The organism is Kitasatospora sp. NPDC085895 (assembly GCF_040702125.1).
GTDB lineage: Bacteria > Actinomycetota > Actinomycetes > Streptomycetales > Streptomycetaceae > Kitasatospora > Kitasatospora arboriphila.
In genome coordinates, this window is the sequence record NZ_JBFBJY010000048.1 from 1 (window position 1) to 20,315 (window position 20,315).

Genomic DNA, 20,315 nt, shown 5'->3' on the forward strand with positions numbered 1-20,315 from the left:
GGGCTTCCCCCGGCCTTCCTGACGCGTTCCTGGCGCTGTCCGCACCGATCTTGACGGCTCCTTGATCGGGAACGGGCGGGCATCGCCCGGTTCAGTCCCGTCACATGACGGGCGTCAGCCGTGTCCCTGGTCGGGGTAGCGGCAGGCGGCCTTGCGGGCACGGGCCAGGTCGGCCTCCGGGAGTTCCGCCCCCGGCAGCGCTCCGGTGGGCGCGGGCCGGGCGATCAGCCGGGCGTCCGCGACGGCGGTCGGCCCGTCGCCGCCGAAGCAGGCCACCGCCACCACCGGCACGGCCGGGCCACCACCGCCGGCCGCGCCGCCCTCGGCCGGTGCGGCGGGCCGCCAGGTCACCTTGAAACCGGTGGCGGCCTCGGAGGTGAAGCCGATCTGCTGCCACTGGGGCATGGCGCTGCCCGATCGGGGCAGGTAGGCCGCGTAGCCGACGATCGCCACGTGGTCGCCGGTGGCACGGAGTTCGAGCGCGCCGGGCGCACCGGCGGGTGCGGCCGCGGCGAGCGCGATCGAGGAGGCCGGGGCCACGCCGTCCGGGCAATCGGCGGGGCGCAGCCCGGCGGGCGGGTTGCCGTGGACGACGGCGGAGGAGACGTAGCCGCCCGTGGCGAGCCGGAACCACCGGACGTCGGGCGAGCCCGAGGTGGTGTCGAGCACGACGTCGCCGAGGCAGAAGCCGGTGAGGGCGAGGCGGCAACCGCTCGGGAGCTGGGCGACGACGTCCGCGCTGAGGCTGGCGCCGGCCCGCACCCGGGTGGTGGCGTTGTACGTCTCGCCGGCGAAGAGGGCGGGGGTGGCGCCGTCGGCGGCCGGGCAGCCGACCGCGGAGGCGGCCATCGCGGAGGCCGAGGCCATCGGAGCCGCACCGGCGGAGGGGTGGTTCGCCGCGGAGGAGGTGGACCGCACCACCACCAGGACGAGGACGACGGTGAGGGCGAGCACGGCGGCCGTGCCCGCGGTCGTCCAGCCGACCGGCCATCGGCGCGCCGGAGCGGATTCGGCGAGGTCGGCGGGTGCAGTGGTGCCGGGGGTGGGCGGGGCCGCGTCCGCGGACGCCCCGTCCGCCGTGCCGTCGGCCTGTGCGGCGGACTCCGCGGCGGGCTTCCCGGCGGACGGTGCGGCCGGTGTTGCCGATGCCGCGGCTGCGGGTTCGGCGGCGGTGGCGAGGGTGGTGGCCGGCGGTTCGGGCTCGGCGGGGGCGGGCGGCGCACCGGCGTCGGACGCCAGTCGCTTGTCGACCTCCTGCCAGCGCCTGGTCCACGCGGCCACGTCGCCGCCGCAGGCGCCCACGTAGGCCTGGGTGACCTCCAGGCTGGGGAACCGGACACCGCCGGCGGCATCGCTCAGGGTGGTTGCGCCGAAGCCGGCCCGGTCGGCCAGAACCCGGTAAGTGGGGTTCCCTGCCTGCTCCCTGACGATCCGGAGGTCGTAGGCGAAGGCCTGTACCGGGCCGTCGGCCGGATCGACGGGGCGCGGTTTGCGGGCCACAGGGTCTCCTCAGCTGACGGGTCGACAGTTCGCTCGGGAAACTCACGGGATCTGCCCCGTGTTCCTTCACTGCGTGCACGGATGGTGTGAATTCGATCACTCATGCACACGCCACATTCATGACATGAACATAACCGGTCGTCGCGCCCGTCCCGCGGCCGCGCTACCGCCGCGCTACGCCGCGGATACGCGCAGCGGCGAGACTTCGGCGGGGGCCGCGCCCGACGCCGCATCGGGCGCGGCCCCCGCCGCACCGACTCACCACCGGGGATGCCCTTGTCCTACGACACCGCCCCCACCGGGCCCGACGACCGCGGCGACGCGGACGCGGCCGTGGTGGACCTGCTGGTCCGCGCCTACCCGCCGGAACTCGTGGACGCGGCGATCGCGGCCTGCGGCCGCACCGAGCGCAGACGCCGCCTGCTGCCGGCCCGCCGGATGGTCTACTTCGTCCTCGCGATGGCCGCCTTCTCGCCCGCGCCCTACCTGGACGTGATGCGCCGCCTGGAGTCCGGCCTGCGCCGCGCAGGACTCAGCCAGCCCGGCCCGTCGGCCGGCAAGGCCGCCATCTTCCAGGCGCGCGAACGCCTGGGCAGCGGCCCGCTGGAGGTCCTGTTCCGGGACTCCGCGCTCCCCGGCACCGAAGCCGGCACCGGCGGAGCGCCCGCTCCACGGCAGTGGTCCGCACCGCCGCACCACTGCGCGCCGTACTGGCGGGGCCGCACCCTGCACCTGCTCGCCGAGCGGCGCACCGCCGCCTCCCGGCACACCTCCCCCACCCCGCGGCTCACGGTCACCGGACTGCTGGACGGCGGCACCGGCCAGGTCGTCGACGCCGTCTGGGACGCGTCCGGCGCACCCGCGACCCTGCTCCGCTCCGTCGGGCCGGACACCCTGCTGGTCGTCCAGGGACCGGCCCCGGACCACGCGCTGGCCGCTGCGGCGGCGGCCCGCGGCACCGGCGTCGCCTGGCGGCTGCCGACCGCCCGGCTGCCGCTGCAGCCCGAACGGCGGCTGGAGGACGGCTCGTTCCTCGTCCGGCCGCGCGGCGTGCCGCTGCGGGTCATCGGGGCCGGCCTGGTGACCACCCTGCTCGACCCGTCCCTGGCCCCGGCCGGCGAACTCCTGGCCGCCACCGACGCGGTGCCCGACGGCCGCCTGCTCGGCGCGGCCCTGCTCGCCGCCGGACCGGACGCCGCACCGCTCACCAGCCGCACCGCCGAGGGCGTCGACCAGGAGCTGTACGGCCGGCTGCTCGTGCACAACGCCCGGCGCCGCGCCGCGGACCTGGCCGCCTTCGCCTGCGGCCCGTGCCCGGGGGCCCGGTGAACCGTTCCTAAGCAAACGACATTGCCCGCCGCGAAATCGCGCGGCTAGCGTTCCGTCCGGCCGGCCTCGCCGCCGCCGCGCCCGCGACCCCGGCGCGGCGGGCACAGCCCCCGCCGAGAACCACGTCGGCCCGTTCCACACGCGAACCACCGGGCGACCGGGCGCACCCCCACACCTGCGACCGCCGCCCTCCGACCGGGAACGCCTCGTGCACACCCGACGAGCACGCCCCGCCGGAGTCCGGCCGCGCCACCGCCGGGCGGCCCCGGCCCGCCCCGCCGCGCGACCATCCGCACCCGCCCCGAGGAGCCCCCAGGCCATGCCCGGACCATCCCGCCTCCTGACCGCCCTGGCGGCCGCCCTGGGAGCGGCGGCAGTCCTCGCCTCGGCCACCGGCTGCTCGGGCTCCGCCGGCGCGGCCCCGGCGGCCCATGCCCCGGCGCCCACAGCCACCGTGACGGACGGCCTCGACCTGCGCCTGCCGCTCGCCGACCACCTGCTCACCCCGCAGGCGCGGCGCGACCTCGACCGCGCCGCGCGGAAGCTGGTCGACCAGTGCATGCGCCGCTTCGGCTTCGCCCTCGCCGACGATCCGGTCCTGGCGGACAGCGGCCCCACCACGCCGGCCCGGATGCGGTACGGGGTGACCAGCGCGCAGCAGGCGAGGACCACCGGGTACCACGCCGCCCCGGCCGACCCCGGTCGGCCGGCCACGCCCGCGGCCACACCCGGGCCCCGGAACGCCGACCCGGGGTACCTGCTCGTGCTGCGCGGCAACGGCACGGCCGGCACCGACGACGGCACCCCCGCGCCCTACGGCTCCCGCACGGTCCCGCCGGGCGGCTGCACGGGCGAGATGACGAAGGAGCTCTCCGGACGGGCGGCCTTCCTCGGCGATCCTCCGCTGGTGCGCGAGATCGACGCGGAGGGCTTCACCGAGTCGCAGCGGACGCCCGCCGTGCAGGAGGCGTTCCGCGGCTGGTCCGCGTGCATGCTCGCCAACGGCTTCCACTACGGCACGCCGCTGGACGCCGCCGCCGACCCGGCCTTCGCGGGGGAGGGCCCGGGCCGCGACGAGCGGCGGACGGCCGAGGCGGACGTCGCCTGCAAGCAGCGGGGCAACGTGGTCGGCATCTGGTTCGCCGCCGAGGTGGACCGGCAGCACGCCCTGATGGCGGGGCACGAGGACGAGTTGCGCACCGTCGGGATCCAGCTACAGGAGCAGGCGGCCCGGGTCGACGACACCCTCAACACCGCGGGCTGAGCCCGCACGGACCCCGGCGGGGCCGGTCGGCAGCGGCTCTGCCGGCCGGCCCCGTCGGCACCGACTGCCGCGGGCCGCAAGTTGGTTCGGGTACAGTGCGGAGCCATGGAGACATGGGGGGCGGCACTGTACGGGGACCCGTGCGCGGCCTGCGGCTTCGCCTGGTCGGCGACGCCCGCGGACTGCCTCGCGGTGGTGGGCGAGCTGCCGCGGCGGTTCCGCGAGTTGCTGGACGGCCGGACGGGCCGGGAGCGCCACCCGGAGCTGGAGTGGACACCGGCCGCCTACGTCAGCCACGTCACCGACAACCTGCGGATCTGGGCCGAGCGGCTCGCCGGCGCCCGGCTGGCCGGCGCCGCCGACGTCGGCGGCTACGACCCCGACCTGGTCGCCCGGGGCCGCCGCTACCTGGAGATCGCCCCGGCGGCCGCCCTCTGGTCGCTCGACCGCGCGGTGCAGGCCTGGACGGAGTCGGTGACCGCCGCCGTCGCGGCGGGCACCGTCCTGCGGCACGCCACCCGCGGCCCCCAGCCCGCCGGGACCATCGCCCGCAACAACGCCCACGACGGCCACCACCACGTCCACGACGTCCGCCGCATCCTGCACCACACCGACACCCGGTGACCGGGGCGTCCAGCGGTCTGCCGGCGGTGGGACGGGCCCCGGGCTACGCCTGCTCGGGGGCCCAGTGCGGGTCGCGGCCGGAGGCGGCGAGGGCGCGGTGGAGCAGCGGGGCGTCGGCGGGGAGCGGGACGGGGTCGGCGAAGCCGCCGAACTGCCGGTAGAGCTCGGCGTTCTCCTCGACCACGGCGAGGACCAGCTCGGCCAGGTCGTCGGGCACCTCGACCTCGGTGCCGGTGGCGCGGGCGACGTCCCAGCCGTGCAGCACCATCTCCTTGATCAGCATCTTGGCGATGGTCTCGGCCGGGACGGGCGTGCCGCCGAGGTCCACCTCGCCCTCCCAGACGGCCGGGTCGGCCCACGCTCCGACGGCCCGGTCCAGCTGCGCGGCGTAGGCCTCGGCCCAGGCGGCGTCGGCGGTGAAGTCGCGGGCGACCAGGTCCTCCGGCAGCGGGGTCCGCAGGGCGCGGTGCTCCAGGCCGTGCGAGGTGTACAGCACCCAGTGGTTTACCAGGGCCCGGGTGTCGAAGTCGGTGCAGGGGGTGGGGCCGTCCAGGTGCTCGGGGCGGACGCCGCGGGCGATGCGGGCGGCCTCGGCGGCGGCGCCGGACATCCGGGGGTGCAGGGGGTGACCGTTCATGCGGCCGATCCTCCGCCGGCGCCCCGGCCGCGGTCTTGAAGAAACGCGACGGCCCGGCCGCGCCGCGCCCACTACCCTGGCCGGCATGAGTGCACCGGACCTGGGACGCGGGGTGCTCCACCCCGGCAGGGCGGCGGCCGTGATCGAACTGGATCGGCGTGAGCCCGCCCCCGGGGCGGACCGCTTCGCCGAGTTCTACTGGCTAGTGCGCTGGGACTGCCGCGACCGGCCGCCGTACGAGCAGAAGGTGCTCGCCCACCCCCATGTGCACCTGGTCTTCGAGGAGCCCCGGGCGAGGGTCTACGGGGTGGACCGCTCGCTGTTCGTCCGCCGGCTGGAGGGGCGGGGGCACGCGCTCGGGGTGAAGTTCCGGCCCGGCGGCTTCCGCCCGTTCACCGACCGCCCGGTCTCCGCCCTCGCCGACCGGTCGGTGCCCGCCGCCGAGTTCTTCGGCCCGGAGGCCGACCGGCTGAACGAGGAGATCACGGGCGGCCCCGCCGACCCGGAGCGGCTCCGCGCCCTCGCCGACGCCTTCCTGCTCGCCCGCCTGCCCGAACCCGACCCGACGGCCGACCGGGTCGCCGCCGTGGTCGAGCGGATCACCTCCGCCCCCGAACTGCGCCGGGTCGACGACCTCGCGGCGGAGTTCGGCCTCGGAGTGCGGCAGCTGCAACGGCTGTTCGCCGAGTACGTCGGCGCCTCGCCGAAGTGGGTGCTGCGGCGGGCCCGCCTGCACGAGGCGGCCCGGCACGCCGACAGCGGCGCGGACGTCGACTGGGCGGCCCTCGCCGCGGACCTCGGCTACGCCGACCAGGCCCACCTCACCCGCGACTTCACCGCCGCGGTCGGCACCCCGCCCGCCCGGTACGCCCACGGCTCGCGCTGACCCGTCCACGGCCCCGACCTGCGACCATGCACCGCGGTGTCACGCTGTGCTACCGTCCGGCTACGGATCAAAAGTTGACCCCGGCGGTGCGCCAACACCCCGGGGCCCGGCACAGGAGCAAGCCCTCCACATGCACGTCCACCTTATCGCGCCCGACCGGTATGTCCGGGCATCCCGCGAGATCGTCCGGCACCCGCGTCTGCGGGCCACCGCCAAGTCCCTGCTGCTGTGGGCGCTCTCCCTGCCGCCCGGCACCAGGGAGACCGTCCTGACGATCGGTCACCGGATGGCCGAGGGGCGCATGGCGGTCTCCCGCGCCCGCAACCAGCTGATCGACGAGGGCTACCTGCACGTCCGCCGCCGCCAGCACCCCACCAAGGGCACCTGGACGACGGACGTCATGGTCACCTCCGTCCCGCTCCGCACCGCCGAGGAGATCGCCGCCGCCTGGGAGGGCGCCGCAGCGACCGACCGCACCGCGGCAGCCGGGGACGCCCCGGCGCCTCCTGCGCGTCGAATCCCGGCACTCGGCCGGTCGAAGGGTCGGCAGGCCCGCACTTCACCAGATTCCAAGACTGCGGAGAACACCCCACCACCCGACGGGGCCTGCGGGCCGGAGGCCCGCCTGCTCCTCGAACTCGCCCGGCACGACCCACGGTTGCGTCTGAGCACGGCCGAGGCCGCCGCCCTCGCCCCGCTGGCGGCCGACTGGCTCACCCGGGACGCCCGACCGCACCGCCTCCTGCACACCCTGCTGGCCGGCCTGCCCGAACGCGTCCACGCCCCGCAGGCCCTGCTCCGCACCCGTCTGCAGCGCAGCATGCCCACGGCCCCGCCCCCGGCGGCGCCGGCACCCCGGGGGCTGCCGCCGGACCTCCCGCCCGGGTCGACGCGGCCGCCGCGGAACGCAACCGGGTCGGCGCCGGCCACGCCCGCGAACTGCTCCGCGGGGCCCAGATCCCCCGCCCGGTACCGGCGCCGTAGCCAGGCCGCCGGCCGCCCTCAGCAGCACATCCCCTGACGAAACCTCAGCGCACCCAGGCGGTGAGCGGCTCGGTGTCGAGCACGACACCCACCGGCTCCGGGAGCACCACCTCGCGCCCGAAGGGCACGGTGAGGGTGCGCTCGTACCGGACGCCGTCGGGGTCGCTGTGGACGGTGACCTCGCAGCTGTCCCGGTCGATCAGCAGGTACACCGGGATGCCGGTCTCGGCGTAGGCGCGCGGCTTCTCGACCCGGTCCCGCCGGTCGGTGTCCGAGTCGTACGAGGTGACCTCCACGACCATCAGTACGTCCTCGGTGCCGGCCCACTCCCCCTGGCCGACGAACGCGTCGGCCGGTGCCAGCGTGCCGTCCGGGCGTGCGTGACCGGCCCGGTAGGACTGCACCTTGAGCCCCTGGTCGTGCAGCCAGAGGTCCGGCCGTGCCTGGATGCAGATCCGCATCAGCCACTGGATGATGCGGCCGTGGTCGCCGTCGGGCACCGGTTTGACCCCGAGCTTTCCGTTGATGAACTCGAGCCGCAGCCCCTCGGCCGACCTGGCCGCCAGGCGGGCGACTTCCTCGAACTCCTCGGGCAGCATGTGAGGCCTGTCGGAGAGCGCGGTCATGAGCTGTCCTCCTTCGCCTCGGACATCCGCCCGGCATCCGGCAACGAGCGCCTTCCCGTCCGACAATAGCGGCCGAGGTCGGCCCGTGGGCGGCACCTCGGTGGCAGTGTCCCTCACACCCGCGGGCCGAAGCGGCGGACGAGGGCGGCGCCGAGGATGGTGGCGGCGGCGAGGACGGGCCACAGGAGGTGGGGACCGGCGGCGAGGAGGGCGGTGAGGGCGGCGGGGGCGGCGGCGCGGCCGAGGCCGCTGGAGAGCTCCCAGCGGGCGAGGGCCCGGCCGAGGCGGGCGGGCGGTGCGGCGGCGACCACCAGGGCGGTGCCGGTGCCGGTGTAGAGGATCTCGCCGGCGGTGTAGAGCACCGAGACACCCGCGACGGCCGCGGCCCCGGCCGTGCCGCCGAGCGAGCCGGCCGCCCAGAAGCCCAGGTAGGAGAGGGCGAGCACCAGACCGGAGGCGGCCAGGGCGGACCTCCGGGAGCGGCGGGAGATCCACAGCACCACGGCGAGCTGGGTGGTGATCACCATCACGGTGTTGCCGACGAAGATGCCCGAGGACCAGGCCGGTGCGACGTGCAGGGTGGTCACCAGCAGCGCGGGCAGGGCGACTTCGAGCACGTCGAAGCAGAAGGCGTACGGCAGGTTGGCCACGCGCAGCAGGGCGGTGCCGCTCGGCCCCTTTGCGGCCGTCCCGTCGGCAGGGGTGTCCCGCCGGGCGGCGGCCGGCCGGACGGTGAGCCGCAGCGACCAGACCAGGCCGGCGGCCAGCAGGCAGGCGAGGGCGGTGGCCAGGGCGAGGGTCCGCAGGGCGCCGGTGCCGCCCGCGGTCGCCGCGGTGGCGGCCAGGGCGCCGACGCCGAGGCCCGCGTTGCGCAGCGCCCGTCCGGCGGCGAGGGCGGCGTCCCGCAGCCGGCCCTCGGTGAGTGCGGCGACCACTGCCGCGTGCGCGGTCGGCCAGGACTGGCTGCCGATGCCGAGCAGCACGGCCGCCGCGGTGAACCCGGCCGCGCCGGAGGCGGCGAGCAGGACCGCCACGCCGGTCGCCCGGGCGAGCAGCGTCGCGGCCACCGGCAGGCTCCGTGCACCGCGGTCGATCCAGCGTCCGGTCAGCGGCACGGCGGCCAGGCCGGCCAGCATGCCGGCGGAGAGCGCGAGTCCGGCGGTGCCGACGCCGAGGCCGATCACCCCGACGCCGTACAGCAGCAGGAAGGGGCGGAGCAGGCCGGCGCCGAGTGCGTCGACCAGGACGGCAAGGGCGTAGCGGCGGCCACCGGCGATGCTCAGCAGGCGCGCGGTGCCGGGGAGTTCGGCGGCCTGGGACGCAGTCGGGGCGTCAGCTGTCGCGGCGGGGCGGGCGGGGCGGTGGAGGAGGCTCATGGCGGCCACGCTGCGCCGCGGGGCGGGGCGGTGGCACGCGGATTGACGGTCCCCGTCAACCGTCGGCGGGAGGGTGGGGACGGGATGGCAGGATCGCCGGCATGAGTCTGACCATCGACGTCACCGGCCTGCCGGCCGAGGCGCTGCTGTTCGCGCCGTCCCCGCTGGCGGAGCTGAACGCGATGCTGCACGTCCTCGCGGAGCCCGCGCACCATCCGGAGCTGCACGGCTGGGCGGCGGCCACCACCGGTGCGCTGCCCGCGGGCCTGGCGGACCGGCTGCTGGAGGCGGACTTCCTGTGGCGGTCCTCGCGGGCGGACTTCCTCTTCCCGGCCCTGCCGGGTACCACGCTGGCGGAGGAACTGGACGCGGTGGACCGGCTGGAGGACGAGCTGTACACCGTCGCGGCGCTGGTCACCACCTGCGGCTCGTCCCGGCTGTCGTACCGGCCGGCGGGTTCGCCGCTGACCGATCCGGCGGCGGCCGAGCGGGCGCGGGACCTGGCGGCGGCCCGGGGGCCGCGGCAGGCGGCCTTCGCCGACCGGCTGCTCGCCGATCCGCCGGCCGCCCGGGCGGCCGTGCGCCGGCTGCTGGAGGACTGCGAGCGGGCGTTCTTCGCGGACGCCTGGCGCCGGGTGCTGCCCTCGCTGGCCGCGGACGCCCGGCAGAAGGCCGACCTGCTGGCCCGGCGCGGCCCGGCGGAGGCGCTGGCCGCGGTCTCCCCGGTGATCGTGCTGGACGAGGCGGAGCCGGGGCGGCGGCGGATCGTCGTCGACAAGCTGCAGGACAACACGACCAGTGCGGTCGCTGCGGGCGGGGTGACGTTCATCCCGAGCGCCTTCGGGCGGCCGCACCTGCCGGTGGTGTACGCGGCCGGGTGGCGGCCGGTGCTGCAGTACCCGATCGCCGAGGCGGGCGGCACCGACCCGGTGTCGCTGGCGCTCGTCCAGCAGCGGCTGGAGGCGCTGGCCCACCCCGTCCGGCTGCGGCTCGCCCGGACGATCGCGCGCGGCCCGCACACCACGGGCGAGCTCGCCGACGCCTGGCAGCTCACCGCCCCCGAGGTCTCCCGCCACCTCGCGGTGCTGCGCAGGGCCGGGCTGCTGACCACCCGCCGCCGCGGCCGCTACGTGCTGTACGAGCTGGACCTCGCCACCAGCGCCCGGCTCGGCGGCGACCTGCTGGAGGCCGTGCTGCGCTGAGCCCGACCAGGGTCATACACCGATCGGTTTCCTCGCGGCGGCGCGGGCGGTAGCCTCGGCGGCATGGACACCCAGGCGAAGCCCTCCCCGCGCGACCGGCTGCTCGACGCCGCGACCGAGCTCTTCTACCGGGAGGGTGTGGGCGCCGGGATCGACGCGCTGTGCAAGGCGGCGGGGGTGTCCAAGCGGTCCATGTACCAGCTGTTCGACAGCAAGGACGAGGTGATGGCGGCAGCCCTGGAGCGGCGCGCGCCCGGGTACGCGGCGCTGCTGCTGCCCGGGGCGGACGACCCGCGCCCGCCCCGGGCCCGGGTGCTGCACGTCTTCGAGCGGCTGGAGGAGCTCTCCCGGGCGGAGGACTACCGCGGCTGCCCGTTCCTGGCGGCGCAGGTCGAGCTGAAGGACGGGGCGCACCCGGCGAGCGTGGTCGCCACCCGGGCCAAGCAGGCCCTGACCGACTTCTTCCGGACCGAGGCCGAGCGCGGCGGGGCCGCCGATCCCGCGCTGCTGGCCCGGCAGTTGACGCTGGTCTTCGACGGCGCGAGCGCCCGGGCCGGGGCGGCCGGGGAGTCGCTGGCAGGACTGGTGGTGCCGACGGCGACCGCCCTGCTGGACGCGGCCGGGCTGCACTGAGCCCCGGCCGAGCCGGCCCGCGAAGACCGTTCCACCGGAAGGTACTCACGGGTAACATGCCCTGCACGGTCTGACACCCAAGGGAGTCGAGCATGCACGGCACGGACGGAACCCCGGTCGGAACGGGCTTCTTCGACTCGGTCGACGAGGTCGCGGCCCGGCTCGCCGAGGTCGGCTACCTCGCCTCGACCGCCGTCGCCACCACCGTGTTCCTCGCCGACCGGCTCGGCAAACCGCTGCTCGTCGAGGGCCCGGCGGGCACCGGCAAGACCGAGCTCGCCAAGGCCGTCGCCCGGCTCGGCGCCGCCCGGCTCGTCCGGCTGCAGTGCTACGAGGGCATCGACGAGGCCCGCGCGCTCTACGAGTGGAACCACGCCAAACAGCTGCTGCGGATCACCGCCGGCCGCGACGAGAGCTGGGACGAGGCCCGCACCGACGTCTTCGGCGAGGAGTTCCTGCTCAGCCGGCCGCTGCTCACCGCGATCCGCGGCGAGGAGCCCACGGTGCTGCTCATCGACGAGACCGACAAGGCCGACGTCGAGGTGGAGGGACTGCTGCTGGAGGTGCTCAGCGACTTCCAGATCACCGTGCCCGAGCTCGGCACCATCCGGGCGGTCCGCCGCCCCTTCGTCGTGCTCACCTCCAACGCCAGCCGGGAACTCTCCGAAGCCCTCCGCCGCCGCTGCCTCTTCCTCCACCTGGACTTCCCCGACGCCGAGTTGGAGCAGCGGATCGTCCGCCTCAAGGTGCCCGGCCTGGACGCGGTGCTCGCCGAGTCGCTCGTCACGGTGGTCACCGCCCTGCGCGGCATGGAACTGCGCAAGGCACCCTCCGTCGCCGAGACCATCGACTGGGCGCGGACCCTGCTCGCCCTCGGCGCGGGGACGCTCGACGGCGCCCTCCTCCGCGACACCCTCGGCGTGGTCCTCAAGCACCAGGACGACCTGCTCAAGGCCGCCGCGAAGCTGGCACCCGCGTGACCGGCCCGCAGGCCCCGGCCACCCCCGCGGACCCGCCCGACCTCGCGGCCCGGCTCACCGGCCTCGTCCAGGCGCTGCGCGGCCACGGCCTGCGGATCGGCCCCGGCGAGACCGCCGACGCGGCGGCCGCCCTGGCCGTGCTCGGACTCGCCGACCGGGAGCAGGTCCGGGAGGGCCTGGCCGCGGTCCTGCTGCGTGCCGGCGGCCAACGGGCCGTTTTCGACGCGGTGTTCGACCTCTTCTTCCCGCTCGGCGTCGGCACCCCGCACGGCGCCGGGCAGCCGCCGGACCCGCCCGTGGACCGGCCCGCCGCCGTCGCCGAGCTGCGCGACCGGCTCGCGGAGGCGCTGGCCGCGGGCGACCGGGCGGCGGGCGCCCGGATCGCCGGCGAGGCGGTCGAGGCGCTCGGCCGCTACGGCACCTCGCCCGGCACGGACGGCTGGTCCGCCTACCAGACCCTCGGCCTCCTCCACCCGGAGACCCTGCTCGCCCGGGTGCTCGCCGCGCTGCGTGCCGGGCCGGCCGGCCCGGACGACGGAGGGCTCGGTGACCGGCTCGCCGAGGACGAAGTCCGGCGGCGCATCCGGGAGTTCCGCGCCCAGGTCGGCACCGAGGCGCGCCGCCGGGTCGCCGAAGTGCGCGGCACCGAGCGGATCGCCGCACGCGCCGTCGCCCCCGCCCCGGACCGGGTCGACTTCCTCGCCGCCGGGCCCGAGCAGCTCGCCGAACTGCGGCGCACCGTCCAGCCGCTGGCCCGCAAACTGGCCACCCGGCTGGCCGCGCGCCGCCGCCGGGCCGCGCACGGCCGGATCGACCTGCGGCGCACCCTGCGGCGCTCGCTCTCCACCGGCGGGGTGCCGATGCGCCCCGCGTACCGGCGGCGCCGCCCGGCCCGTCCGGAGATCGTGCTGCTCTGCGACGTCTCCGGCTCGGTCGCGGGCTTCGCACAGTTCACCATGCTGCTGGTGCGGGCGATGCGCGACCAGTTCGCCCGGGTCCGGGTGTTCGCCTTCGTCAACCGCACCGACGAGGTGACCCGGCTGGTCGCCGCCGACACCGACCCGGCCGAACTCGGCCGCCGCATCCTCACCGAGGCGGCGGTGGCGGGCTGGCACGGCAGCAGCGACTACGGCGCCGCCCTCGGCGAGTTCGCCGAACGCCACCTCGACGCGGTCGGCCCGCGCACCGCCGTCCTCGTCCTCGGCGACGCCCGCACCAACGGCTGGGACCCGAACCTGCCAGCCCTGCAACGGATCGCCGACCGCGCCCGCCGGGTCATCTGGCTCAACCCCGAACAGGCCACCCTCTGGGGCACCGGCGACTCCGCCGCCCTCGCCTACGCCACCGTGGCCGAGATGCACCCCTGCCGCAACGCCCGCCGCCTCACCGACCTCGTCGCCCGCCTGCTGCCGGTCTGACGCCCCGCACGGCCACGGGCGGTCGTCAGGCGGCGAGCTGGGGGTAGAGGACGGCGAGGTCGCCGGCGAGGCCGGCCTTGACCTGGCGGGAGAGGTCGTCGGCGAGCACCTCGTGGGCGTCGGACTCGATGCCGTCCAGGGCGCGGTGGGCCACGTCGACCGGGTCCGCCTTGGGGGCGGTGATGCCGGAGGTCAGGTCGGTGTCGACGTAACCGACGTGCAGGCCGGTCACGTTGATGCCGCGCGGCTTCAACTCCAGGCGCAGCGAGTTGGTCTGCGACCAGAGGGCCGCCTTGGAGGCGCTGTACGAGCCGGCCAGGCCGATCCAGGACAGCACCGAGTGGACGTTGAGGAGGTGGCCGCCGCCGTTGCGTTCGATCAGCGGGACGAAGGCGCGGGCGGTGAGCAGCGGGCCGTAGAAGTTGGTCTCGAACTCGCGGCGGACGTCCTCCACCGGCGAGTCCAGGAAGGACGCGTTGACCGCGGCGCCGGCGTTGTTGATCAGGACGGTGACGTCCTGGGCGCGGGCGGCGGCGGCCGCGACGGACGCCGGGTCGGTGACCTCCAGCGCGAGCGGGACGGCCTCGGGGTGGGTGACCGTCCGCGGGTCGCGTGCGGTCGCGTAGACCTTGGCGGCGCCGCGTTCGTACAGCGCGTCCACCAGCGCCCGGCCGATGCCGCGGCTGCCGCCGGTGACGAGGACGGCTGCGCCCTTGATCGCGGTCATGGGAATCTCCCCTCAGAGGAAACCGATCGGTTTCCACCAAGGTAAACCGATCGGTTTCCACCTGCAAGCGGCTGGGTCAGTCCGCCCCGGCCGAGCGGAGCACCGCCAGCACCAGGGTCCGCGCGACCTCCGCCGTCTCCCGCACCGACACCTGCTCCCGCGGGCTGTGCGCGACCCGGACGTCCCCCGGCCCGAACTGCAGCGTCGGCACCCCGGCGGCCGCGTACAGCCGCAGGTCGCTGCCGTACGGCGCACCCCGTTCGCGCAGCGCCGGACCGCCCACCGCGTCCGCGTGCGCCGCCCGGACGAGACCGCCCAGCGGATGCCCGGCGGGCAGCCGGCCGCTGGCGAACAGCCCGCCCGGCCAGGTCACCGACGCCGGGTGCTCCCGCAGCCACGGGTCCGCCGCGCAGGCCCGGGCCACGCACTCCTCCAGGTCCGCCATCGCCGCCGCCGGGTCCTCCCCCAGCCGCACCCCGAGCCGGCCCTCGGCGACCAGCCGGTCCGGCACGCTGCTCGCCCAGTCCCCCGCCCGGACCTTCCCCACCGAGAGCGCGTACGGGATCGGGTACTCCGCCATCAGCGGGTCCGGAGCGGTGTTGCGGGCGGCCTCCAGCCGGGCCAGCGCGGCGTGGACGGGCAGGTAGGCGTCGATCGCGCTCACCCCCTCGTTCCGGGTGCCGGCGTGCGCGGCCCGGCCGTGCACCTCGATCCGGAAGGTCAGCGCGCCGGCGTTCGCCGTCACCAGGGTGCCGCCGGTCGGCTCGGTGATCAGGCAGGCGTCGCCGGTGTACCCGCGCCGCAGGGTGCCGAACGCCCCGAGGCCGCCGTCCTCCTCGCCGACCACGAAGTGCACCGCCACCCGCCCGCGCAGCCGGGCGCCGCTCGCCCGGATCGCGGCCAGTGCGGCGAGGTGCGCCGCCAGGCCGGCCTTCATGTCGCAGGCGCCGCGGCCGTGCACCGCGTCCCCGGCCACCCGGGGCACGAACGGGTCGCCGACCCACTGGGCGGCGTCGCCCGGCGGCACCACGTCCACGTGCCCCTGCAGCACCACCGTCGGGCCGTCGTCCCCGCCGGTGCCCGCCACCAGCCCCCAGGCCTCCTCGCGCGGCGCCTCCGTGCCGGGGAAGTCCGGGTGCGCCCGCAGCGCGGGCAGGTCCATCGACCACAGGTCGGTCTCCAGGCCGAGCCCGTCGAGCAGACCGGCCAGGTGGTGCTGGATCTCCGACTCGGCGGCGCTGCCGGTCACGCTGGGGATCGCGATCAGGTCGAGCAGCGTCCGGGCGACGGCCGCCAGCGCGGCGGCCTCCCGGGCGGTGAGGTCTGCGGTCACGGGCGGGCCTTCCGGTCGGGGCCCGCCCGGCAGCCCTGGCGGGCCGGTCGGAGGGCGGGCCGGTGGGTCGCCCGCCCAGCCTGTCAGAGTGCCCCGCCTGTCAGAGTGCCCCGCCCGGGTCACGGGCCCGCCGGCCGCCCCGCCGGACCTGCGCCGCGGCCCGGGGCGGGCGGGCTCAGACCCGGGCGAGGTCGGCGGCGCCGAAGCCGACCGAGAAGCGGTGGCACCAGATCACCGCGCTGCGGACCCGCTCCAGGTCGGTGCCGGGCGGCACGGTGTAGTTCTGGTTGCCGAGGTTGCCCTTGAGCCGGTCCAGTTCGACCGCGCCCTCGCCGAGCGAGTCCAGCCGCGACTGGGCGGCGGGCAGCGCCGACAGGTACACCCGGACGTCCGGGCCGTCCGAGGTCCGCAGGTCCTCCAGCCGCAGCACCACCGTGCCGTCGGCCAGCCGCACCAGCCGGGCCGTGCCGGTGGTGGGGTGCTCCCCGGCGACGAACCCGCCCCGTGCCAGGTCCACCGGGGCCGCCGGGGCGGTCGTCGCGGCGGCCGACGCGGCCGGGCTCGCGGACACGGACGCGGACGGCAGCGCCTCGTCCACCGAGGTGCTGGTGAACGCCTTCCAGGGCGCGAACAGGTACAACCCGAACCCGCCGACGAGCAGCACCAGCAGGGCGAGCGGAACGGTCACCCGCCGGGCGGGCCTGCGGCGCAGCGGTGCACGGAACTTCACGGTCTCCCCCGGGGGTGCGTCGGACGGCGGCAGACCTCATGGGTACCGCGCGGCCGTCGGCCCGCGCCATGTTCGCGGCCCGGCGGTAAGAAGCCCGTAACCTGCCCGGCCCGCAGCCCGGTTCAGGCCGGCGGCGGCCCCTCGGCGCCCTGCGACAGGTCCTTCACGAAGGTCGTCGCACTGCGCCGCACCGTCATGCCCACCCGCTCGTAGAGGCCGAGCGCGCCGGTGCCCGAATGCGTCCACAGCGTGCAGGAACGCCGGCCGGCCCGGTGGAAGGCCAGGAAGGAGTGCCGCAGCAGCAGCCGCGCGATCCCCCGGTTGCGGTGGTCGTGGGCGACCGCGACCCGCTCGACGTACCCGTCCTCGGTGTCGGGGAGGTCCAGCGCGAGGACGGCGCCGACGACCTGCCCGTCCACGAAGGCCAGCGAGGACATCCGCGCGGCGAACGTCGGCCGCTCCACGGTGTGCTGCGCCCACTCCTCGTACGCCTTGCGGCGCGGCTGCCACTCGGCGAAGGCGTCCTCGGTCAGCCGGTGCACCGCCGGCCCGTCGCCCGCACGGAACGGCCGGACGGTGACGCCCTGCGGGGCCTGCGGCAGCGCCGGCTCCCGGGGCATCGCGATCTCCATCAGCCAGGCCCGCACCAGCGGCCCGTAGCCGCGGGAGCGGACCAGGGCCACGGCCCCCGCGTCGGAGTCCGGGACGGTCTGCACGATCCGCTCGGTCCCCGTCTGCCGGGCGCGCGCCTCCGCCCAGTCCAGCAGGGCGGCGCCGAGGCCCCTGCCCCGGTGCTCCGGGTGCACGTCCACCTCCGACCGCCGGTCGACCCAGGCCCGTGCGGCCGGCCGCCCCTGCGCGTCGTGCACCAACAGCGTGTCCGCGCCCAACTCCAGGCCCGGCCGGGCCAGATCGGCCGCGATCCCGCCCGGGTCGGTCTCCACCTGCCCGTACAGCTCGGTCTCGCACGCCGCCACCAGTCCGTGGATCACCGGCACGTCCTCGGCGCACGCCGCCCGCCCCCGGTACCCCGCCGGCAATCCAGGCACCACACCCGTCATCGGCCCCACACTCCCGCGCAGCAGTCCTCCGGTCCCGGCCCGGCACCGCGTCAGTCTCCGCCACCCCCGCATCCACGGCAACGGATTACCCGAAGCCCGGCACACCCCGCACCTGCCCGCCTAGGCTCCCGCCCATGCAGCAGAGCGCGGGCGGTTCGAAGCAGGCGGCGGCGGACCGGTTGGACGCGGCGATGCGGCAGGCGCTGCTGCCCTCCGAGGCCAGGGTGCGGCTGGGTGCCTGGGCGGCCGACAAGGGCGCCGCCTTCGCTGGGGCGGCGGGCACCGGGATGCACGGTGTGGGGTGCGTACCGGCGCACTGGGCGGGCATCGGGCCGTGGCCGGAGGTGCTCGGGGTCAGGGGCGCGACGGGCACGGTGGCGGTCAGCCGGGCGCAGGTCCGGGAGGCCGTCGGATCGGCGCTGGACGGCGGGCGGTGGGACGAGGCGCTGGTCGTGCCGTACGTCTGGGGGCGCGGCAACCGGCCCTGGCGCGGGCCGGTCGTGCTCGCCGGGATCCTCGCGCACCCGGGGACGGCCGGGGCGCTCGCCGGAGCCGTGCAGGCGTTGACCTCCGAAGGTGCCGTGGCGGCCTACCGGAGGCTGGACGGCGCCGTGCCGGGGCTGGGGCCCGCATTCTTCACCAAGTTCCTCCATTTCGCGGGCCTCGCCCTGGTGGAGGCCGTCCCGGGGCCGCTGCCGCTGATCCTGGACTCCCGGGTGGCGGCCGCCCTGCGTGCCCTGGCGGTGCCGGTCGGCCTGGCCGCCGGGCTGCCGGACACTGCGGAGATCGCCCGGTGGACCTGGTCCGACGGCGGGTGGACGCCGCACCGCTACCGCGTTTACCTGGAGTGGATGCACGCGGCCGCCGAGCAGTTGGCCTCCACCTGCCCGGACTGGCCGGCCAGGCGCCCGGACCTCCTCGAACTCGCACTGTTCAAGGGCGTCTGACGGGTCGCACCCGCCCGAGCGGCGGGCCCGACGTTCACACCGTGCGTGCAGCTCCTCCACCGGTGCCGCCGGGCAGTGGCCGGAGGGGGGCACCGGGTGCGGCCCGGAAGCCGGGTGCCGCTAGGTTCTTGACCGGACGTCCGACGCGCCGGGCGGTCTGAAGAGCGGGGACGAAGGGACGTTGGCGTGCAGGGACAGCTGCTGGGTGAGCGCTACGAACTGCTGGAGCGGCTGGCCCCGGCGGGGGCGGGCGAGCGGTGGCGGGCGTACGACCGGCAGCTCGGTGCTCCGGTCGAGGCGGCCGTCCTGGCGGGGCCCGGTGCGGCGCCGGAGGAGGCCGCCCGGCTCGCGGAGGCGGCCCGCGCCGCGGCCGAACGGCCGGATCACCCGCACCTGGTGACGGTGCTGGACGCCGGAACGGACCCGGCGAGCGGCACGGTGTACGCCGTCCTGGAGCAGGTCGCCGGCCGCAGCCTGGAGGAGGCCCTGGCCGCCGACGGGCTGCCCGGTGCCGCCCGTGCCGCCGAGTGGGCCCGGCAAATCTGCGCGGGCCTGGCCGCCTCGCACGCGGCGGGCACCGTGCACCGGGACCTGCGGCCGGCCCACCTGCTGCTCGCCGCGGACGGCACCGTGAAGCTGCCGGGCCTGGCGGTCGACGTCCCGGAGACCGGGCAGCCGGGCAGCGGTCCGTCCGGGGCACTGGCCGGAGTGCCTTGGATGTCACCGGAGTTGGTGCGCGGCGCGGAGCACGTCGACGAGCGCAGCGACCTGTACGCGGTGGGCTGCCTGCTGTACCAACTGCTCACCGGCAAGCCGCCGTTCGGGCACCGTGAGCCGACCGTGCAGTTCGGTGCGCACCTGCGGGAAGCCCCGGCGCCGCCGAGCAGCCGTCAGCCGGGTGTTCCGGCCGGGCTGGACGAGCTGGTGCTGCAACTGTTGGCGAAGGCGCCCGAGGAGCGCCCGGCGAGCGCCGACGAGGTGCTCGACCGGCTCGACGCCCTCGGACCGGAGGTCGCGGCCGCGGGCAGCGGCCCGGCGGGCTTCGCCGCCCCGGCCCACGAGCCTGCCGCACCCGCCGCACCCGCCGGCTCCGTCGGATCCGCCGTTCCCTCCGCGGGCTTCCCGGCGGCGGCCTCGTTCTCCCCCGTCCCGCAGTCGCCCGCTCCGGCGCCGGTGGACCTCCTCGACCCGTGGGAGGACGAGCACCGGACCTCCTGGTGGCAGGGCTCCGCGGGCCGCCGGGCCGGACTGGTGGCGGGCAGTGCCGCGCTGGCCCTGGCGCTGGTCTCGGGGATCACCTGGGCGGTGAGTGCGCAGGGCGGCAAGGACGGCGGGCCCACGGCGGCCGGTGCGTCCGCGGGGGCCTCGTCGGCCGACGGCGGCGCCGGCTCGACCGGGGAGGTGCCCGCGGACGGTGCCACCTGGGCGCTTCCGTCGACGGACGTACCGTCCGGTTCGGCCGCGGCGTCGGCCTCCGCGACGGGGACCACCGGCGCGCCCGGCGCCTCGGCCGGTGCCACGCCCGGCGCACCCGGCACCGCGGGCGGCGGCGGACAGCCCGGTACGACGCCCGCCCCGGGCACCGCCCCCGCCACCCCGGGGACGCCCACCACCGCCGGACCGACCACGGTGCCGCCGTCCCCGGCGACCTCGGCCGGCACGTACGGCTGCAGCGGCGGCCTGATCGGCAGCTACCCGGTGACCACCGCGTCGGGCGTGGTGTTCGGCTACTTCTACATCTGGTTCGACTCCGCGAGCGGCAAGAACTGCGCCGCCACCATCAAGACGGTCAACAGCGGCTACGGCACGGCCTCCGCGGTGAGCGCGAGCATCAGCCGGTGCTCCCAGACCACGGCGGCGGCGAGCTGCAGCAAGGTCGCCGGCACCACCGCCACGGACCAGGGCAGCTTCGCCAAGTTCGCCGGTCCGGTGCGGGTGGCCGCGGTGAAGACCTGCATCAACGGCTCCGGCAGCATCACCTGGGCCGGGCAGACCGCCACCACCCGCTCGCTCGGCAACCGCGCCGTGCACTGCGGCTGAGACCGCCCGGCGCCGGGA

The 20,315-nt window shown here is 76.8% G+C and carries 19 protein-coding genes; 11 read left to right on the plus strand and 8 right to left on the minus strand.

Annotated features, from left to right (window positions below; translation table 11 throughout):
- Positions 1–114: 114 nt before the first annotated feature.
- A complete protein-coding gene (locus AB0442_RS26120) occupies positions 115–1,500 on the minus strand; it encodes a hypothetical protein (protein WP_366165746.1) in 1,386 nt (461 codons plus the stop codon).
- 276 nt (positions 1,501–1,776) lie between these two features.
- Here AB0442_RS26120 and AB0442_RS26125 point away from each other — a divergent pair, with 276 nt between their 5' ends.
- From AB0442_RS26125 to AB0442_RS26135, 3 genes are all read left to right on the plus strand, one after another.
- A complete protein-coding gene (locus tag AB0442_RS26125; RefSeq protein WP_366165748.1) occupies positions 1,777–2,829 on the plus strand; it encodes a transposase domain-containing protein in 1,053 nt (350 codons plus the stop codon).
- Positions 2,830–3,148: 319 nt separating this feature from the next.
- The gene (locus AB0442_RS26130) at positions 3,149–4,093 is read left to right on the plus strand and encodes a hypothetical protein (RefSeq protein ID WP_366165749.1); all 945 of its coding nucleotides are present in this window, start codon (positions 3,149–3,151) and stop codon (positions 4,091–4,093) included.
- Positions 4,094–4,198: 105 nt separating this feature from the next.
- On the plus strand, positions 4,199–4,717 hold the full coding sequence (locus tag AB0442_RS26135) for a DinB family protein (RefSeq protein ID WP_366165750.1): 519 nt from the start codon (positions 4,199–4,201) through the stop codon (positions 4,715–4,717).
- A 43-nt stretch (positions 4,718–4,760) separates the two neighbouring features.
- Here AB0442_RS26135 and AB0442_RS26140 read toward each other — a convergent pair whose 3' ends face one another.
- Positions 4,761–5,354 (minus strand): TIGR03086 family metal-binding protein, encoded by a 594-nt coding sequence (locus tag AB0442_RS26140; RefSeq protein WP_366165752.1) that lies wholly within the window; start codon positions 5,352–5,354, stop codon positions 4,761–4,763.
- Positions 5,355–5,439: 85 nt separating this feature from the next.
- Here AB0442_RS26140 and AB0442_RS26145 point away from each other — a divergent pair, with 85 nt between their 5' ends.
- Together AB0442_RS26145 and AB0442_RS26150 are read left to right on the plus strand one after the other, a co-directional pair.
- Complete coding sequence (locus tag AB0442_RS26145) at positions 5,440–6,240, plus strand: AraC family transcriptional regulator (RefSeq protein ID WP_366165754.1); 801 nt, start codon at positions 5,440–5,442, stop codon at positions 6,238–6,240.
- A gap of 130 nt (positions 6,241–6,370) precedes the next feature.
- Complete coding sequence (locus tag AB0442_RS26150; RefSeq protein ID WP_366165756.1) at positions 6,371–7,261, plus strand: hypothetical protein; 891 nt, start codon at positions 6,371–6,373, stop codon at positions 7,259–7,261.
- A gap of 7 nt (positions 7,262–7,268) precedes the next feature.
- On the opposite strand, the gene AB0442_RS26155 is transcribed toward AB0442_RS26150, so the two are convergent.
- Both AB0442_RS26155 and AB0442_RS26160 read right to left on the minus strand, forming a co-directional pair.
- On the minus strand, positions 7,269–7,850 hold the full coding sequence (locus tag AB0442_RS26155; RefSeq protein WP_366165758.1) for a Uma2 family endonuclease: 582 nt from the start codon (positions 7,848–7,850) through the stop codon (positions 7,269–7,271).
- A 113-nt stretch (positions 7,851–7,963) separates the two neighbouring features.
- Positions 7,964–9,226 (minus strand): MFS transporter, encoded by a 1,263-nt coding sequence (locus tag AB0442_RS26160; RefSeq protein ID WP_366165760.1) that lies wholly within the window; start codon positions 9,224–9,226, stop codon positions 7,964–7,966.
- 101 nt (positions 9,227–9,327) lie between these two features.
- Here AB0442_RS26160 and AB0442_RS26165 point away from each other — a divergent pair, with 101 nt between their 5' ends.
- The 4 genes from AB0442_RS26165 (at position 9,328) to AB0442_RS26180 (ending at position 13,459) form a co-directional block, all read left to right on the plus strand.
- Positions 9,328–10,428 carry a DUF5937 family protein gene (locus AB0442_RS26165; protein ID WP_366165762.1) on the plus strand — a complete coding sequence of 367 codons (1,101 nt, stop codon included), beginning with the start codon at positions 9,328–9,330 and terminating at the stop codon, positions 10,426–10,428.
- 63 nt (positions 10,429–10,491) lie between these two features.
- The gene (locus AB0442_RS26170) at positions 10,492–11,061 is read left to right on the plus strand and encodes a TetR/AcrR family transcriptional regulator (RefSeq protein ID WP_366165763.1); all 570 of its coding nucleotides are present in this window, start codon (positions 10,492–10,494) and stop codon (positions 11,059–11,061) included.
- Positions 11,062–11,153: 92 nt separating this feature from the next.
- Complete coding sequence (locus tag AB0442_RS26175) at positions 11,154–12,041, plus strand: MoxR family ATPase (RefSeq protein ID WP_366165765.1); 888 nt, start codon at positions 11,154–11,156, stop codon at positions 12,039–12,041.
- Positions 12,038–13,459, plus strand: coding sequence for a VWA domain-containing protein (locus tag AB0442_RS26180; RefSeq protein WP_366165767.1), 1,422 nt, complete (start codon positions 12,038–12,040; stop codon positions 13,457–13,459). The genes AB0442_RS26175 and AB0442_RS26180 overlap by 4 nt, the downstream gene beginning before the upstream one ends.
- Before the next feature lie 25 nt (positions 13,460–13,484).
- Here the strand turns inward: AB0442_RS26180 and AB0442_RS26185 are convergent, their stop codons facing one another.
- The 4 genes from AB0442_RS26185 to AB0442_RS26200 form a co-directional block, all read right to left on the minus strand.
- A complete protein-coding gene (locus tag AB0442_RS26185) occupies positions 13,485–14,186 on the minus strand; it encodes an SDR family oxidoreductase (protein WP_366165769.1) in 702 nt (233 codons plus the stop codon).
- A 76-nt stretch (positions 14,187–14,262) separates the two neighbouring features.
- Positions 14,263–15,519: an ArgE/DapE family deacylase gene (locus AB0442_RS26190; protein WP_366165770.1), complete on the minus strand. Its 1,257-nt coding sequence runs from the start codon at positions 15,517–15,519 to the stop codon at positions 14,263–14,265.
- 175 nt (positions 15,520–15,694) lie between these two features.
- On the minus strand, positions 15,695–16,249 hold the full coding sequence (locus tag AB0442_RS26195) for a DM13 domain-containing protein (protein WP_366165772.1): 555 nt from the start codon (positions 16,247–16,249) through the stop codon (positions 15,695–15,697).
- Positions 16,250–16,371: 122 nt separating this feature from the next.
- Positions 16,372–17,241 carry a GNAT family N-acetyltransferase gene (locus tag AB0442_RS26200; protein WP_366165773.1) on the minus strand — a complete coding sequence of 290 codons (870 nt, stop codon included), beginning with the start codon at positions 17,239–17,241 and terminating at the stop codon, positions 16,372–16,374.
- A gap of 203 nt (positions 17,242–17,444) precedes the next feature.
- Between AB0442_RS26200 and AB0442_RS26205 the strand changes: the two genes are divergently transcribed.
- A complete protein-coding gene (locus AB0442_RS26205) occupies positions 17,445–18,257 on the plus strand; it encodes a hypothetical protein (RefSeq protein WP_366165774.1) in 813 nt (270 codons plus the stop codon).
- Between the two features lie 186 nt (positions 18,258–18,443).
- Complete coding sequence (locus AB0442_RS26210) at positions 18,444–20,297, plus strand: serine/threonine-protein kinase (RefSeq protein WP_366165775.1); 1,854 nt, start codon at positions 18,444–18,446, stop codon at positions 20,295–20,297.
- Positions 20,298–20,315: the final 18 nt, after the last annotated feature.

What these genes read in the sequence shown, in the direction of transcription:
- AB0442_RS26130 (WP_366165749.1), top strand. Translation starts at nt 3,149, where the DNA reads ATGCCCGGACCATCCCGCCTCCTGACCGCCCTGGCGGCCGCCCTGGGA.
- AB0442_RS26135 (WP_366165750.1), top strand. Translation starts at nt 4,199, where the DNA reads ATGGAGACATGGGGGGCGGCACTGTACGGGGACCCGTGCGCGGCCTGC.
- AB0442_RS26140 (WP_366165752.1), bottom strand. Translation starts at nt 5,354, where the DNA reads ATGAACGGTCACCCCCTGCACCCCCGGATGTCCGGCGCCGCCGCCGAG.
- AB0442_RS26145 (WP_366165754.1), top strand. Translation starts at nt 5,440, where the DNA reads ATGAGTGCACCGGACCTGGGACGCGGGGTGCTCCACCCCGGCAGGGCG.
- AB0442_RS26150 (WP_366165756.1), top strand. Translation starts at nt 6,371, where the DNA reads ATGCACGTCCACCTTATCGCGCCCGACCGGTATGTCCGGGCATCCCGC.
- AB0442_RS26155 (WP_366165758.1), bottom strand. Translation starts at nt 7,850, where the DNA reads ATGACCGCGCTCTCCGACAGGCCTCACATGCTGCCCGAGGAGTTCGAG.
- AB0442_RS26160 (WP_366165760.1), bottom strand. Translation starts at nt 9,226, where the DNA reads ATGAGCCTCCTCCACCGCCCCGCCCGCCCCGCCGCGACAGCTGACGCC.
- AB0442_RS26165 (WP_366165762.1), top strand. Translation starts at nt 9,328, where the DNA reads ATGAGTCTGACCATCGACGTCACCGGCCTGCCGGCCGAGGCGCTGCTG.
- AB0442_RS26170 (WP_366165763.1), top strand. Translation starts at nt 10,492, where the DNA reads ATGGACACCCAGGCGAAGCCCTCCCCGCGCGACCGGCTGCTCGACGCC.
- AB0442_RS26175 (WP_366165765.1), top strand. Translation starts at nt 11,154, where the DNA reads ATGCACGGCACGGACGGAACCCCGGTCGGAACGGGCTTCTTCGACTCG.
- AB0442_RS26185 (WP_366165769.1), bottom strand. Translation starts at nt 14,186, where the DNA reads ATGACCGCGATCAAGGGCGCAGCCGTCCTCGTCACCGGCGGCAGCCGC.
- AB0442_RS26205 (WP_366165774.1), top strand. Translation starts at nt 17,445, where the DNA reads ATGCAGCAGAGCGCGGGCGGTTCGAAGCAGGCGGCGGCGGACCGGTTG.